This is a genomic window from Pseudoalteromonas sp. AS84, assembly GCF_038900255.1.
GTDB lineage: Bacteria > Pseudomonadota > Gammaproteobacteria > Enterobacterales > Alteromonadaceae > Pseudoalteromonas.
The window spans coordinates 17168-30487 of the sequence record NZ_JBBMQY010000027.1 but is presented as its reverse complement, the minus strand read 5'-3'; the positions used below and the strand labels follow the sequence as shown (position 1 = coordinate 30487).

Below are 13320 nucleotides of genomic sequence, written 5' to 3'. Positions count from 1 at the left end.
GCATGAAAAATAATGCTCTGTTGGTGTTTTTAATTTTATTGGTAAGCACGGTAATAACCATAAACAAGAGAGTGATAAAAACCTCTCTTTATTTCGCAAGGGATTTTGTTTATGTAGATAGGAGTTTTTTACAAAATTTAGCAATTTTTACTCTAATAATAAGAGTGTTAGTACTGGATTTTGTTTTATCTTGTTGATTTTAAATGACAATTTAATTGGTTTGAGTTTTGCTTGGTAGTAAGTGTATTTTCTTAAATAAATAAAGGAGTTATTATGAGTACCGTTATTACTGGGTTATTCGAAAGTGCATCACAAGCAACACTCGCAATTTATAGATTAGAAGCTTTAGGTATTAATGAAGCTGATATTAGTATTGTAGCCAACGACTCATACGCAAAGGAAGATTTTGCTGTAGACGAAGGTACTAAAGCTTCTGAAGGCGGCCTTATTGGCGCGGCTTCGGGTGGTATTCTTGCTGCAATTATTGGTGGTTTCACTGCCGTAGGGACTGTAGCAACAGGTGGTACAGGCTTATTAGTTGCCGGTCCATTAGTCGCTGCATTTGCCGCTGGTGGCGCAGGCGCTGCAGTAGGTGGTACTTTAGGTGCCGCAGTTGGTGCGTTTATCCCCGAGCACGAAATTAAGTATTACGAAGATGCCATTGAAAAAGGCTCTATATTAATTGGTATTAAGTACGATAGTGACAACAAAAACGCTATTGAAGAAATACTTAACAATGCAGGCGCAAGTAACGTTTCTACAGCGTAATGCTAGCTAATTAGTTTCAAAATTAATATGAAAGGTGAAACTTAGTTTCACCTTTTTTATGCTATTTTTTGATTAGGCATAAAATCTAACTTTAAGTAGCGCTTACAATTAAGTTATTATTTTAACTGTATTAATACTAAGCCCGAGAACACTTTGAATTATTTAGCTCACCTTTATTTAGCACAGCCTACAGCCGATTCTCACTTTGGGAACTTGTTGGGCGACTTTGGTGGTAAAAGGCATGTAGAACACTTACCAAATACGGTTATAAACGGGCTCGATAACCACTATTTAGTCGATAAATTTACCGACTCTCACCCAGTAGTAAAACACGCTAAACAGTACTTTTCACCCGAGCGTAAACGTTTTGCTGGTGTAGCTATTGATGTGGTGTTTGATCATTTTTTAATTGTGCATTGGCAGCGCTTTAGCGAGCAATCTTTAAGTGACTTTAAGTACACCAGCTATCAGCTTTTAAATAATCGCATACCTGTTATGCCAACGCGTATGCAGCATGTTGTAACAAGTATGACTAAAAACGATTGGTTTAAAGAATACGAAACCATAGATGGAATAGGGCTAGCACTTGATAATATTGCCAAGCGTATTCGCTTTACTAACACTTTTGCGGGCGCGGCTGATGATATAGCACGGAATTACGATGAATTAGAAGCCGTGTTTTTAGCGTTCTTTCCAGAGCTAATTAAGCATGTAAGTGAGTTTGACCTTGAAAGCACCCCAAAAATGGCATAAAGCGCATTATTTAAAGTTTTTATCAATTGTTAACCTTTTGTGATAATTTAAGGTGAAAAAAACGCTATTCTAATACAAATTAATTTTTGAGTGTTTTTAATGATTCGCAATTACTTGGCTATTGTGAGCTTTGCCGTTTTAGCGGCATTTCAATCTGGTGCTGTATTGGCTTTCGACTTTGACTTAAAGTCTGTACGAACAACTATTTCAAACCCTAACACTAGCCACGCATTAATATACGATGACTTGGCTGGGAGTAGTCAAAAAACACTGTTTTCGTTAGAGCCCATAAACAACCAACGTGTGGGTGTGTTTTTTGATATTAACGACATTGAAATTGGCTACTCTGCCGATACTTTTGAAGATGATGTTGAAACAAAAACACAAGATATACTGCTTTCATATAGAAAGTTTAAAAATTCTAAAATCACTTTTAATTATCAAACGCTTGAAGGACTGCAAAGCACGGCTAGCAATTTAAGCGGCAATCAAACGGATCAAATTTTCTCGCAAAATACACGTTCAACCAAGTTTGAGCTATCTGGCCAACACAACTTTTATACCTTTAATAATAAAGAGTCTTTGTTTGAGCATTTTTTTCTTAATAGGCCAAAGCTAAGTAACAAATTTGATTTGTCGTTAAGTGTTGTTGGCGCGTGGTCTTTCAAGCATGTATCCCTTGAGAATAAAGATAATATTGTATTCCAGGCTGATTTTTTAAATTCGTCTGCACCACAGATCACTAAGTTAATTTCTAATTCGTATGGAGCGAGTATTGGCTCGCTTTTATCATTTTCGTTACCGCATAATGTTCACGTATTTGCTGAATACAAAGTAGGTAAGGGAAATATTCGAAATACAGACCCTGGGCTGGGGTTAAAAGATTCGGGCGGTGAAAAAGTTGAAGCATACGGCGGTGGAATGTCTTGGACTTCTGACAATAAAAAACTTATGGTTGTACTTCGTGCATGGGAGCAAACAGGCCGGCACATAGATACTTCTTTTGGTGATTTGTCAGTAATTAAGTTTTTTTAGTATTGAGCACCGAAATAGTGAATTTACCAGGAATACTATGAGTAATAATAACGCAGTACCTCAGGCTTATGTGAAGCAAGAGGAAGGTTATAGAATAAAAGCCTTAAGATTATACCCTTGGGTATGCGGGCGTTGTGCTCGTGAGTTTGAGTACTCTAATTTGCGAGAGTTAACAGTGCATCATGTTGACCATAACCACAGTAATAACCCTGAAGATGGCAGTAATTGGGAGTTATTGTGTATTTATTGCCACGATAATGAGCACAATAAATACCACGAACATATTATGTATGGCGGGTCGACTACAGAGCGAAAAGTTGAGGCTGCAACGCATTCCCCATTTGCCGATTTAAAAGCGCTGTTAAATAAATCAAAGTAATAGTTGAGCCACGTTAATGGTCAAATGAACTGGTTAAAATTTTATAACAGCGATTATTGGTTTAATAGTTATTGTAAAATATAAGCTTTAGCGACTATTTTCCATTCATTATCTAGTTTAGCTAATGTTAGTGCATCGTAAAAACGGTTGGTAGAGCGAAATAAAACAACAGCTAAACGATCGTCAACTATGTCCATACTGATAACTTCACCATCGAGGTTTCCACCCGCTGGGTTTTTATTTGATGCCCATTGGTTAAGTACACTGGTCATATCTTTATACGACTTAATAACTTCTTTACCGTCGTCGTTTTTTACTACGCCAACCATTGTTGCATGCTCTGCTGCAAATGCGCGAAATAAACGCGCCTTACTCGCCTCCCCTTGACCTTGAAAGTAGTCGTTTACTGCGGCTTTTATCGCTACTTTATCAGAGGCTTGATCAGCCAATGTACTAAACGATAAAAAGGTAACACTTATAATAACTAACAATGATTTCAACATAAAACTCTCTTACTACTAATAATGAACAACGCACTAAATTTAAGGCTGCTGGTGTAAACTAAAGCAGCCTCACAATATTATATTTAAATGAAACTTTGTTTATTAAAGCTCTTTTGCTGTTTTGTCTTTTATGTCAAACCAGTTTGAGTCGGCTGAATTAATAAAGCCTGGTACGTCTTTTAGCCATTGTTTTTGAACTGATTTATCAAGATTTAAATAAAGTTTGTTTTCAACAATTTTGAACGCTTCTGGATCTACGTCAAACTTTTTCTCCATTGATACACCAAACGCACAAAAGCCACCAAATTGTGGTGCGTATTTTTCTGGATTCGCTCTAAATAAGTCGCGGTGCTTAGCTGAGCTGAACTTATAAATGGCATTTTTATGTGTTGCAGTATATTCAGAGCTGCCTGTTACTGCTTTGTTTTGGGTAAAGTAAGCAACGGTATCGTAACCACTAATTGCAATGTCGTTAACGTCGGCATTTGCGTCTATGTCTGCTGCAAAGCTTAGTGAACTGGCAAGTACAGATGCTGCAAAAAAAGCTGATTTAGTGAGTGTCGAAAATTTCATGTGTATCTCCAAAGGGTAATTTAATTAGTATGTTTGTTTAAACTCAGCTGTACTTTATCGTTATTGCTTGGTTAATATGCGTCTATTAGTCTGTGTTTTCATACCAATAATCCAAAGAGGCGCTTATGGACGTACTTTCGAGTGTACTGAGTCACTTTTCACTTAACGCCAATGTGTTTTTTAGTGGAAACATGTGTGGTACGAGCGACTTTAGTGACGATCAAGGTGTTGGGCATTTACATTTATTGCGCTCAGGTACTCTAAAAGTGCGCAGTAACAGTGGCTTTGAAGTGGTTTTATCTACGCCTTCGGTTATATTTTTTCCTCATTCTACAGGGCACTGTTTATTTTCGGATAAAAGCGATGGTGCTGATTTAGTGTGTGCACAAATTAGCTATCAAAGTGGAGGGCATAGCCCTTTATTGCAGGCGCTGCCTTTTTGCTTAAATTACGAATTAACGGGTAATGGATTATTAGAGCAGAGCGCTCTTTGGATTTTTGAAGAGGCATTTAAAGACGCCAGTGGTAAGGATTTAATTATAGATCGCTTATGCGATGTATTTTTAATTAGTGTGCTGCGTAAGGTATTGAAAGAGGGCACAATTAAAAGCGGGATGATGGCAGGGCTTGCTCATCCTCAATTGGCTAAGGTATTAATAAAAATACATCAAACCCCAGAGCAAAGCTGGTCGCTTAGCGCTATGGCTGAGGAATGCTGCATGTCACGCTCTAAATTTGCCGACACGTTTAAGCGTGTAATTGAGCAAACACCGGCTGATTATTTAGCTGGTTGGCGCTTATCGGTCGCTAAAAAGCTTATTTTAAAAAATCAAAATATGGATTTAGTGGCTAATCAGGTTGGTTACGAAAATGGCTCTGCACTTGCCCGTGTATTTAGAAAAAAAACAGGGCAAGCGCCAAAAGAGTGGTTATTGAGCCAGCAGTAAACGTTCAATTTTGTAAGTTAGCTGCATCCGTTGTAATTAGGTAGTTTGAATCGAGTGACCAAAAATTATTTTCGAGTTTTTGCAAAGGTCGCTTTCTAGAACCAGGCGATGCCTTATGCAGTATCAAATTAATAAGATCTGAACTGACCGCAGGATCACTATGAAAGTAATCATGACCTATTAAGCTGCCAGATTTAGGTACTTTAATTAGGCTTACGTTACCTACAGAAGTAAATATGTCTTGCTCGTTTATGTTTACATCTTTTGTGTTTAATCGACCAAAGCTTAAGCTGTTTGTTAGCCACTGTGAAATACCCAATGCGCTATCTTCTTGAGAGGTGTAAATGGTGATTTGTCCAAATGCAGGTCCAAATTGCTCAGCCATGAGTCTTTGTTTAATAATACCAAAATCGAGATCGGGGGCGGCTAAAATTAAGTTTTCAATACGCAGGTCTTCTCGGGGATTTCCGCCACTAGCTCTGTTTTCAATTATAAGCTCTCTAAGAGTTGTGGTTACTACATCTGTGCCACGGCTATGCGCAATAATATGAATATTTTCTATTTCAGGATTTTTAAAAAGTAGTCGTAAGGTTTCTTTTAAATGAAAAATAGTAAATTGACCAGACTCTTTATCTTCAAAATAGCCGGTTAATCCTGTGGCGGCAGCTGGCCAAGAGTAAACAATAGGTACGCCTTGTCGGTTCAAAAAATGCCAAATACCGGCAAGGGTAAACACCGATTCGTTAAAGGTATTATTAAAACCATGCACGAACAAAATAACGTCTTTATTATTACTGCTTTTTAAACGCTGATTAATGTTTTTGTTTAATTGGGTTTCGTGAAAAATTTTGCGTTCTAAAATATCTTCATCAATTTGGAGTTTATTTTTTACCCGTCTAAATTTATAAGGCGATAAAGGAAAGCGACCTAATTCATCCGCTTTTTCCATTACGTAAGTTAAATTTGCGGAGCGATTTTTAAGATTACTTTGCTCTAATAACTCCCCCCACAGCAAGGATTTATCACCAAAATTTACTTTTGCCACACCGTATGCAATTGATGGCGAGCGACTTGCGTTATACATAACGCCTTCTTTCTCAGAAACTGCTCGGTCTGTAACATAGAGTAACTCCATACTTGTAGTAAGCAGGTTTTTAGGTACTTGGGCTTCTGAATAAGGCGTACTTACATATAAATTGGGTGTAGGCATTAAAGCTGGATTTGAAGTACAGGCAGATAGCAAAATAATGAGCAAAGGCGCGAAAATATAGGATTTACCGTGAGGGTGAAAAAGCATGCTTATTCCTTATTTTCGGTTTATAAATTATTCTAAAGAGGTCAAGTATAAAATTAGCATATAGAAAGTAACATATTTATTACCTTTCACACATTACATACTAATTTTATAATATATTGTTGCGTTAACGAGGATTAAAAATAAAAACACCCGAGCTTATAAGTAGCGAAAGCTGCGGGCATTGTTTTTTGGGAGAGTTATGAAGTTAAATCTTAATCGCTTCAGTAGGCGTTGTTGATAATCCACTAAAATACTTCATTACCAATTGGCCTTGGCTGTTTTGCTCTATTACTAAGTAATTGTTTGAATTAGGGTAGTAAAAGCTATTTTTAGACATCGTAATAAGTTTTGTTTTATCGCCACCAGAGCGCTTGGAATACAAAACGTTATTTTCAAAAATTAGGCTGCGTAAGGTGTTTTCATCAATTCGGTAATCACCCAATACGGGCGCTAATTGCTGCTCTGTTACATCTGCTTTTTTAAACTCGGGAAGTGCAATACCTAGTGCTCTGGCTGTGAGTTTTTCGTTAATAAAAATAGGGTTTATGTGGTTTGAATTAGCTAGTACTGCCACATATAGCTTTTGCTCTGGAATATAGCGTGCGTGCGCTAAAAAGCCATTTATTCCTCCAGTGTGTTTAATTACGGTGTATTCATTCAAAGGCTTAATAATTAATCCGTAACCGTAGGATGAAAAGCTGCCGTCGTTAAGTTTAAAAGGGCTGACCATCTTCTCATAACTTGCTTTACTAATAAGCTTGCCAGACGATAACGCACTAAACCAAATGTTTAAGTCAGTTGGAGTAGATATAAGCGCACCTGCGGCATAGGGCCAATCCATATTAATGTAGCTGGTGTTGATAAATCCTTGCTCTGTTTGCTCATATCCGGCTGCACGGTGAGCAACAATTTCTTGGCCTTCATAACTACTCTGGTTCATTTCTAGCTTTTTAAATATGTTTTGTTCAATAAAGTCTTTATAAGACTGGCCACTTGCTACCTCGATTATTTTACCAAGCAGTGAATAGCCAGTGTTCGAATAAGCCTTTGCTTCGCCGGGTTTAAACACCATTGGGTGTTTGGCAAATCGCGCTAACGTATCGTCAACGCTGGTGGGCACTTGTATTTCTTTATCAAAGAGATCGTCATCATCTGTGTAGTTGGCGATGCCTGAAGTGTGGGTTAATAAGTTTTCGATTGTGACGAGGTTGCCCTCGGTGGGGAAGCTTGCAACATACTTATGAATATCATCGGTAACCGCTAGCTTACCTTGCTCTTGCAACATCATAATTGCAGCTGCAGTAAATTGTTTTGAAATAGAACCTAAACGTAAAACGCTTTGCTCGTTAAGTGCAATGTTATGCTCAAGGTTGGCAAGCCCGCGCGTTCCTTTGAAAAGTACTTTGCCATTTTTGCTTATAATTACAGATACCCCAGGCTCATTTTCAGCAAGGTTTTCGTTAAGAATTTGCTGATATTGCGAGGCCGTTGGGTTTGCTTTTACAAGGCTGGGTGTTAATAGCGTGAGGGCTAACAAACAGCTAGCGTAAAATGGCTTAATCATATTCATCCCTTTTAGTTTTTATACCGAACCTGTAGATAGGTTTAGCGATCCTTGTGTTTTATAATGAGTTAATATTGCACAGCTAAAAAGTAAACACAATTATCGGATTTTATAGGGGCTCAGTAATAGGTATAATTGCTGCGTTTATTGGTTGTTATTAAATTCTTACAAGGAAGTTGTTGATATGCCTGATGTAACTGCTCTATTTTATATTGCTATTATGGCTTTTTATTTATTGCGCTCAAATGATGGAAGTAAGTTAATTATAACTACGATCGTTTTAGCTGCTATCCCTCTCTTTACGGGCGACTATTGGCAGTGGTTACAATTAAGTGGGCTGTTAAGTGTCATTATTTTAATTATAGAAAAAGAGAAAGCAGGGGCTACCGCAGGCGGTGCAATTGCGGTGTTAGTCGCTCTATTTATTGGGGCTTTTATTGTAAGTGTAATTATTAATACAGGATTAACCTTTTCGAGTAATTTTAAGCTTTCTACTTTTGAAGTTAAAGCTCCCTTAAGTTACGAATGGTCTACTCATATTATTTGGTTGTATTGTCTTACTTTTGTTATACCGCTATTTGCCATTTTACGCGGTATTAAAAAGCCCGTAGCATTCTTTGGCACTAATTTAATCGCACTCGCTTTAGCTGTATTACCACACTATTGCGGCTCATTTATTTATGGGCTTATGCTAAGCGTCGCTATTATTACTTCTCTTTATTTAGTCGCTTTCGTGTTTAAAACAGATTCTGAACAACGCTTTATGTTTACGTATATGGGTATGAGCGGACTACTAGCAAGCTGTATAGTTAAAGGTGTAATGGTGGCCTATTTTTAAACTTCAGCTGTTTATTTATCCATATTAAAACCAACCTGCTGCAACTTGTAGTGGGGTAGGGTCGCTTTTTTCAGATACCCAAAATACTAAGGCTTGCTTTGTTGGCGATACATTATTAGCGCGAGGCAGGGTTAAGTCAGTTAATGATAATTGCTGCTTAGTTTGCATGTTACTTTGCTCGTAACCAATAACCACAAAGTCGTGTTTTAGCTTATGGCCTGCGTTTTCGCCGCTGTGTATTTGTGTTTCTATGCCAAAGCCTAACAGAGCTACATGGGCTATTAAGTTTTGGTTAGTATTATCTTTGGTATTAACAGTATTGTATTCGAGATTAATTTTACTGTTGTTTATAGTCGCTTTTAAATTACCCAAATAAGGGGCTTTAGCTACAGGAATAGCTTGCTTATAAAACCAACCTTGCCACCCGCTGCCGTTAACCATAAACCCTGGGGTTGCTACAATCCTACTTTTACCGAGTGCCTTATAAGTACGTTGTCTTTTACTAAAAATAGCAGAGGCAAACGGGTCTTTCCATCCTAAGTAATCCCAATAAGTAACATGAAAATTAATAGGGATTAAATCAGTCCATAGCTTTTCATCATCTGTAAACGTTGAAATCCAGCGCTCTGCTGGTGGGCAACTACTGCAACCTTGCGATGTGTAAAGCTCTAAAAAGGTAGTCGGATTAACTGTACTTGAAATAGTTACTTGCTCATCAGCTTGGCTTTGAAAGCAAAAAGTTATTAACCCAACAAGTGAGATAAAAAATGGACGGGATAGTGCTTTAAAAGGCATGTTACTTCTCGCAAAGGTTGATATTGCATTCAGCCTAAATGATATTTACGAATGAAGTATCACGAAATACTCACAATTGAATCACGTTTTAACTCCATATTTAACTTATTGAAAACTTAATTTGAACACTCGCTCAAGCTGTGCTTTAATCGTTGCTCAATTATTGAGGAACTTTACATGATTAAATTTTATTTTCACCATACTCCTAACCCAATGAAGGTTGCACTCTTTTTAGAAGAAACAGGCTTGCCGTTTGAACTTGTTCCTCTTGATACTTTAAAAGGTGAGCAACATACACCTGAATTTAAAGCAATTAACCCAAACGCAAAAGCGCCAGCAATTGTTGATGGTGAAACGCGTGTGTTCGATTCGAATGCTATTTTAATGTACTTGTCTGAAAAATATGGAAAGCTAGAAGGTAAGAGCGATGATCGCGCTGAAATGCTGTCGTGGTTAATGTTTATCGCATCTGGCCTCGGCCCGTATTCAGGGCAAAGTGTTCACTTTAGACATATGGCGCCAGAAGGGCTTGATTACGCGGTTAATCGTTATTTACGTGAAGCGCAGCGCCACTACGAAGTACTTGATACACATCTTGAAGGTCGCGACTTTATTGTGGGTGATACATACACTATTGCTGATGTTTCTGCTTGGGGCTGGATTGATAAAGCACCGGTTGTATTAGGTGAAGAAGGTTTAGCACCGTATCCAAATCTTAAGCGTTGGTTTGAAAGCATTGATAGCCGCCCAGCGGTTGCACGTGCACGCGTAATTGGTACTGATGTAGCATTTAAAAAAGAGTTTGATGAAGACGCTAAAAAAGCGTTTTTCCCTTCAAATTACCCAAAAGTATAAAAAGTACTTAATACAAACAGCAGAGCCAGCTAGCTGATCTGCTGTTTAGTATTTTATGGATGTGTGAGCGCCTCTTTATTTTCATCTGCCACGAATAAATTAACTTCCTCTGTATGCTGGCTTACGCTATTTCTTTTTAGGGCGATGTATAGGTCTGAGTGAATATATATACCTTCTTTTCCCGACTTCATTCCTGCAATATCAAACCACGAAAGTAGTTGGCGTTTTCTACCTGCAAGTTCAAGCCTTATATCGCGCTTTTTAAATATAACGTCGAGGTCGGCAAGCATGGCCATTACGCTTAAATCTAAGTGAGTAAAGCAGGGCACAGCGTCAATTATTACACATTGGGTGTCGCCTTTTTGCCTTGCGTATTGCTCAAGTAATCTGCGTTTAAAGTAGCTGGCATTAAAGTAAGTTAAAGGTGAATTAAAGCGATAAATAAACACGCCTTGCACTGCCTTTGCTTTATCTGTGGCGTCTAAGCTTCTTACTACACCGTTAACATCTACGCCGAGTATATTGTCGGTTGGGCGCATAACAGTGCGAATAAATTGAAATAACCCCAGTAATACAGCAAGTGTGATCCCTGGTATAACGCCAATAAATAACACCGCAAGTAAGGTGGCTGAGGCGAGATAAAATGCCTGTTTATCTTTTCGTTTTAATTGCCAAACAGCTTTTAAATCGAGTAAATGAACAGAAGCAGTAATAAGTACAACACCCAGCGCTGCGCTTGGAATAAACTCAAGCGGGGCTGTTAAAAAAACGGCTATGACCGCAATAATAGCTGCTGCAATTATTGATACTAACTGCGTTTTACCACCCGTTGCATCGTTAACTGCGGTGCGTGAGTCGGCGCCACTAACTGCAAAACCTTGCGAAAGAGCTGACGCTATATTGGCAATACCTAGCGCTCTAAATTCCTTATCGGCGTCTATGTCGTAGCCATTTTTAGCAGCAAAGCTGCGGGCAGTTAGCATCATACTTACAAAGCTCACGATGGCTAAGTTAAGTGCGGGTACCACTAGCTCACGAATAATTCCTAAATCAAAAACAGGAGTATTAAAAACGGGAAGTCCGCCAGTTACGGTGCCAATAGTTTTTATATCAAGTTGTTTTAAATCAAAAATCCATACCAAAATCGCACCAAATGCAATGGCAAACATTGATGCCGGCCACGTGGGTTTTATGCGTTTCATGGCAAAGTAAACCGCCAATGTGAACAAGGCCATTAACAAGGTGGGAACATGTGTTTGCGCTAGGTATGTGGGTACACCACCTAGGCGTTCAAGTAGGTAGCGCTCGTCAAAGGTAAAACCGAATACTTTAGAAAATTGACCAACAATAATAGTGATGGCTACGCCATTTAATAAGCCCATTAAAATAGGTTTAGATAAAAAGTCGGCTAATACGCCTAGCTTAAATTTACTAGCTATAAAACACCAAAAGCCGGTCATAGCGGTCATGGTGACAACAAGTTGCCAATGTTTAAAGCTGTCACCTGCAGCAAGAGGGGTTACTACGGCTGCAATAACGGCGCAGGTTGCGGCATCAGGGCCAACTATTAGTTGTTTGGAAGTCCCAAAAAGAGCATATAGCATCATTGGCAGTATGCAAGAATATAACCCTACAGCGGCGTTAACACCGGTTAGTTGTGCGTAAGCAATGGCAACAGGTAAAGCTACGGCAGCTACCGATAGCGCCGCTCTTACATCATCAGCAAACCATTGTCGCTCGTAGTGCAGCAATGTATCTAAACCCGGCATAAAATTATATAAACGCGACAGCACTGCAATTTTCCTGTTGGTGGTAACGCTTCGATAGTAAATTTAATAACAAAATAAGTATAGCTAGGACGGTGGTTATTTTAGTAAATTGCAGGTGATTATTTATCAAGATATTAAATTTATAATTTGGCAGAAAAGTTAATTATAAGAGTTAATGCTCCTGAGGAGTTTGTCTTTTTAGTCAGATTATGTGCATGGTATTAATCTACTGATATCGAACGCCTCTGGAAATAACCAAATCTAAAATCTAGTTTTTAAATTTTTTAAGGTTATTTAGCTCCACATGCCGGATATAACTCAAGTACTTCTGTTACTACTTGTGCAAATAAGGCTTGTTCTTGCTGTGTTAAATCTATAGCAGGTATAAATGGCATTGTGTCTGTTAATTCTGAGGTAATGATTTGATAAAAGGTCATCGCTGTAAGGACATTGCCTGCATAGGATGCGTGATTACCGTCGGCACTATGAAGGTTTATACTAGGCATTATTTCTAATACTCGATTCCATACAAAGCCAACAGGCGCTATGCAGCTAGGTTGTTTTTTACTGATTGATAAATGGATGTCGTAAACCAGCTTTGCTTCTGTGGGATCCCCTTTTTGAGGATGCTCCGGAAATAAAATTGGTGTGATTTTATGCTCTTTTGCGTTCGAGATTAATCGCTCAGTTGCACTCGTAGGGTAGTCAGTCGAACCTGATTGTGAGTACTTTTGTCCTTGAAAAATAGCATGACTCCAATTATCACTTTTTAATTTATCGACATTCGCATCTACGGCGACTATTTCATCTAAAAATCTGCCACTGACAGTCATCGTTTTAACTGAAGTGTTAGGTAATTGCGCTGTAATAATCGTATTTAATAATCCCCCTAACTGCGAACTATGGCTATTTCCATAGATAATTATTTTGTAGTCATTTAGGGGACTGTTGTTAATGATTGCTGTTGATTTTATTATTTCAGTATTTACAGCCACTTTTGTTTCACTTCCCCCAGAGCCACATGCTGTTAATAATAGTAATGATAATGTGATTGATATTGTTGTTATATATTTTAGAGACATTGTTAATCCTTTTTCGTACCAATTATGAGTACGGCATTTAGAATACTAGACACTTTATAACCAAGTCGCAAGGTTACTTGGTTTTGGTGGAATTTTTATGGTGTGCGCTAAAGGTGATGTGCAGGAGGTTGATATTGTTTACACGGTAGCTAAATTTTAGTT

At 38.3% G+C, this 13320-nt stretch carries 14 protein-coding genes; 7 read left to right on the top strand and 7 right to left on the bottom strand.

Going from position 1 to position 13320, the window contains the following annotated elements:
* Positions 1-273 precede the first annotated feature (273 nt).
* The 4 genes from WNY79_RS19030 to WNY79_RS19015 all read left to right on the top strand — a co-directional run bounded on the left by WNY79_RS19030 (position 274) and on the right by WNY79_RS19015 (position 2935).
* Positions 274-768, top strand: a complete 495-nt coding sequence (locus WNY79_RS19030) for a hypothetical protein (protein WP_342876627.1) — start codon at positions 274-276, stop codon at positions 766-768.
* A gap of 153 nt (positions 769-921) precedes the next feature.
* Positions 922-1521: an ACP phosphodiesterase gene (locus tag WNY79_RS19025; RefSeq protein WP_342876626.1), complete on the top strand. Its 600-nt coding sequence runs from the start codon at positions 922-924 to the stop codon at positions 1519-1521.
* Positions 1522-1620: 99 nt separating this feature from the next.
* Positions 1621-2556 (top strand): hypothetical protein, encoded by a 936-nt coding sequence (locus WNY79_RS19020; protein WP_342876625.1) that lies wholly within the window; start codon positions 1621-1623, stop codon positions 2554-2556.
* A 37-nt stretch (positions 2557-2593) separates the two neighbouring features.
* Positions 2594-2935: a YajD family HNH nuclease gene (locus WNY79_RS19015; protein ID WP_024599512.1), complete on the top strand. Its 342-nt coding sequence runs from the start codon at positions 2594-2596 to the stop codon at positions 2933-2935.
* A 68-nt stretch (positions 2936-3003) separates the two neighbouring features.
* Here the strand turns inward: WNY79_RS19015 and WNY79_RS19010 are convergent, their stop codons facing one another.
* A complete protein-coding gene (locus WNY79_RS19010) occupies positions 3004-3438 on the bottom strand; it encodes a nuclear transport factor 2 family protein (protein ID WP_342876624.1) in 435 nt (144 codons plus the stop codon).
* Between the two features lie 102 nt (positions 3439-3540).
* Positions 3541-4011, bottom strand: coding sequence for a YHS domain-containing (seleno)protein (locus WNY79_RS19005; protein WP_024611663.1), 471 nt, complete (start codon positions 4009-4011; stop codon positions 3541-3543).
* Between the two features lie 125 nt (positions 4012-4136).
* Between WNY79_RS19005 and WNY79_RS19000 the strand changes: the two genes are divergently transcribed.
* A complete protein-coding gene (locus WNY79_RS19000) occupies positions 4137-4958 on the top strand; it encodes an AraC family transcriptional regulator (RefSeq protein ID WP_342876623.1) in 822 nt (273 codons plus the stop codon).
* A gap of 4 nt (positions 4959-4962) precedes the next feature.
* On the opposite strand, the gene WNY79_RS18995 is transcribed toward WNY79_RS19000, so the two are convergent.
* Positions 4963-6255 carry an alpha/beta hydrolase gene (locus tag WNY79_RS18995; RefSeq protein WP_342876622.1) on the bottom strand — a complete coding sequence of 431 codons (1293 nt, stop codon included), beginning with the start codon at positions 6253-6255 and terminating at the stop codon, positions 4963-4965.
* A 205-nt stretch (positions 6256-6460) separates the two neighbouring features.
* Complete coding sequence (locus WNY79_RS18990; RefSeq protein WP_342876621.1) at positions 6461-7819, bottom strand: serine hydrolase domain-containing protein; 1359 nt, start codon at positions 7817-7819, stop codon at positions 6461-6463.
* A gap of 184 nt (positions 7820-8003) precedes the next feature.
* On the opposite strand from WNY79_RS18990, the gene WNY79_RS18985 reads away from it, so the two are divergent.
* Positions 8004-8657: a hypothetical protein gene (locus tag WNY79_RS18985; RefSeq protein ID WP_342876620.1), complete on the top strand. Its 654-nt coding sequence runs from the start codon at positions 8004-8006 to the stop codon at positions 8655-8657.
* A 24-nt stretch (positions 8658-8681) separates the two neighbouring features.
* Here WNY79_RS18985 and WNY79_RS18980 read toward each other — a convergent pair whose 3' ends face one another.
* Positions 8682-9452, bottom strand: coding sequence for a DUF1223 domain-containing protein (locus tag WNY79_RS18980; protein WP_342876619.1), 771 nt, complete (start codon positions 9450-9452; stop codon positions 8682-8684).
* 177 nt (positions 9453-9629) lie between these two features.
* On the opposite strand from WNY79_RS18980, the gene WNY79_RS18975 reads away from it, so the two are divergent.
* On the top strand, positions 9630-10307 hold the full coding sequence (locus WNY79_RS18975; RefSeq protein ID WP_024590248.1) for a glutathione S-transferase family protein: 678 nt from the start codon (positions 9630-9632) through the stop codon (positions 10305-10307).
* 53 nt (positions 10308-10360) lie between these two features.
* Here the strand turns inward: WNY79_RS18975 and WNY79_RS18970 are convergent, their stop codons facing one another.
* Both WNY79_RS18970 and WNY79_RS18965 read right to left on the bottom strand, forming a co-directional pair.
* On the bottom strand, positions 10361-12100 hold the full coding sequence (locus tag WNY79_RS18970; RefSeq protein ID WP_342876618.1) for a SulP family inorganic anion transporter: 1740 nt from the start codon (positions 12098-12100) through the stop codon (positions 10361-10363).
* 266 nt (positions 12101-12366) lie between these two features.
* On the bottom strand, positions 12367-13158 hold the full coding sequence (locus WNY79_RS18965; protein ID WP_182197141.1) for a hypothetical protein: 792 nt from the start codon (positions 13156-13158) through the stop codon (positions 12367-12369).
* Positions 13159-13320 lie beyond the last annotated feature (162 nt).

Coding starts and splice junctions, on each gene's coding strand:
- WNY79_RS19000 (WP_342876623.1), top strand. CDS start 4,137: ATGGACGTACTTTCGAGTGTACTGAGTCACTTTTCACTTAACGCCAAT.
- WNY79_RS18990 (WP_342876621.1), bottom strand. CDS start 7,819: ATGATTAAGCCATTTTACGCTAGCTGTTTGTTAGCCCTCACGCTATTA.
- WNY79_RS18980 (WP_342876619.1), bottom strand. CDS start 9,452: ATGCCTTTTAAAGCACTATCCCGTCCATTTTTTATCTCACTTGTTGGG.
- WNY79_RS19015 (WP_024599512.1), top strand. CDS start 2,594: ATGAGTAATAATAACGCAGTACCTCAGGCTTATGTGAAGCAAGAGGAA.
- WNY79_RS18985 (WP_342876620.1), top strand. CDS start 8,004: ATGCCTGATGTAACTGCTCTATTTTATATTGCTATTATGGCTTTTTAT.
- WNY79_RS18965 (WP_182197141.1), bottom strand. CDS start 13,158: ATGTCTCTAAAATATATAACAACAATATCAATCACATTATCATTACTA.
- WNY79_RS19005 (WP_024611663.1), bottom strand. CDS start 4,011: ATGAAATTTTCGACACTCACTAAATCAGCTTTTTTTGCAGCATCTGTA.
- WNY79_RS19030 (WP_342876627.1), top strand. CDS start 274: ATGAGTACCGTTATTACTGGGTTATTCGAAAGTGCATCACAAGCAACA.
- WNY79_RS18995 (WP_342876622.1), bottom strand. CDS start 6,255: ATGCTTTTTCACCCTCACGGTAAATCCTATATTTTCGCGCCTTTGCTC.
- WNY79_RS19020 (WP_342876625.1), top strand. CDS start 1,621: ATGATTCGCAATTACTTGGCTATTGTGAGCTTTGCCGTTTTAGCGGCA.
- WNY79_RS18975 (WP_024590248.1), top strand. CDS start 9,630: ATGATTAAATTTTATTTTCACCATACTCCTAACCCAATGAAGGTTGCA.
- WNY79_RS19010 (WP_342876624.1), bottom strand. CDS start 3,438: ATGTTGAAATCATTGTTAGTTATTATAAGTGTTACCTTTTTATCGTTT.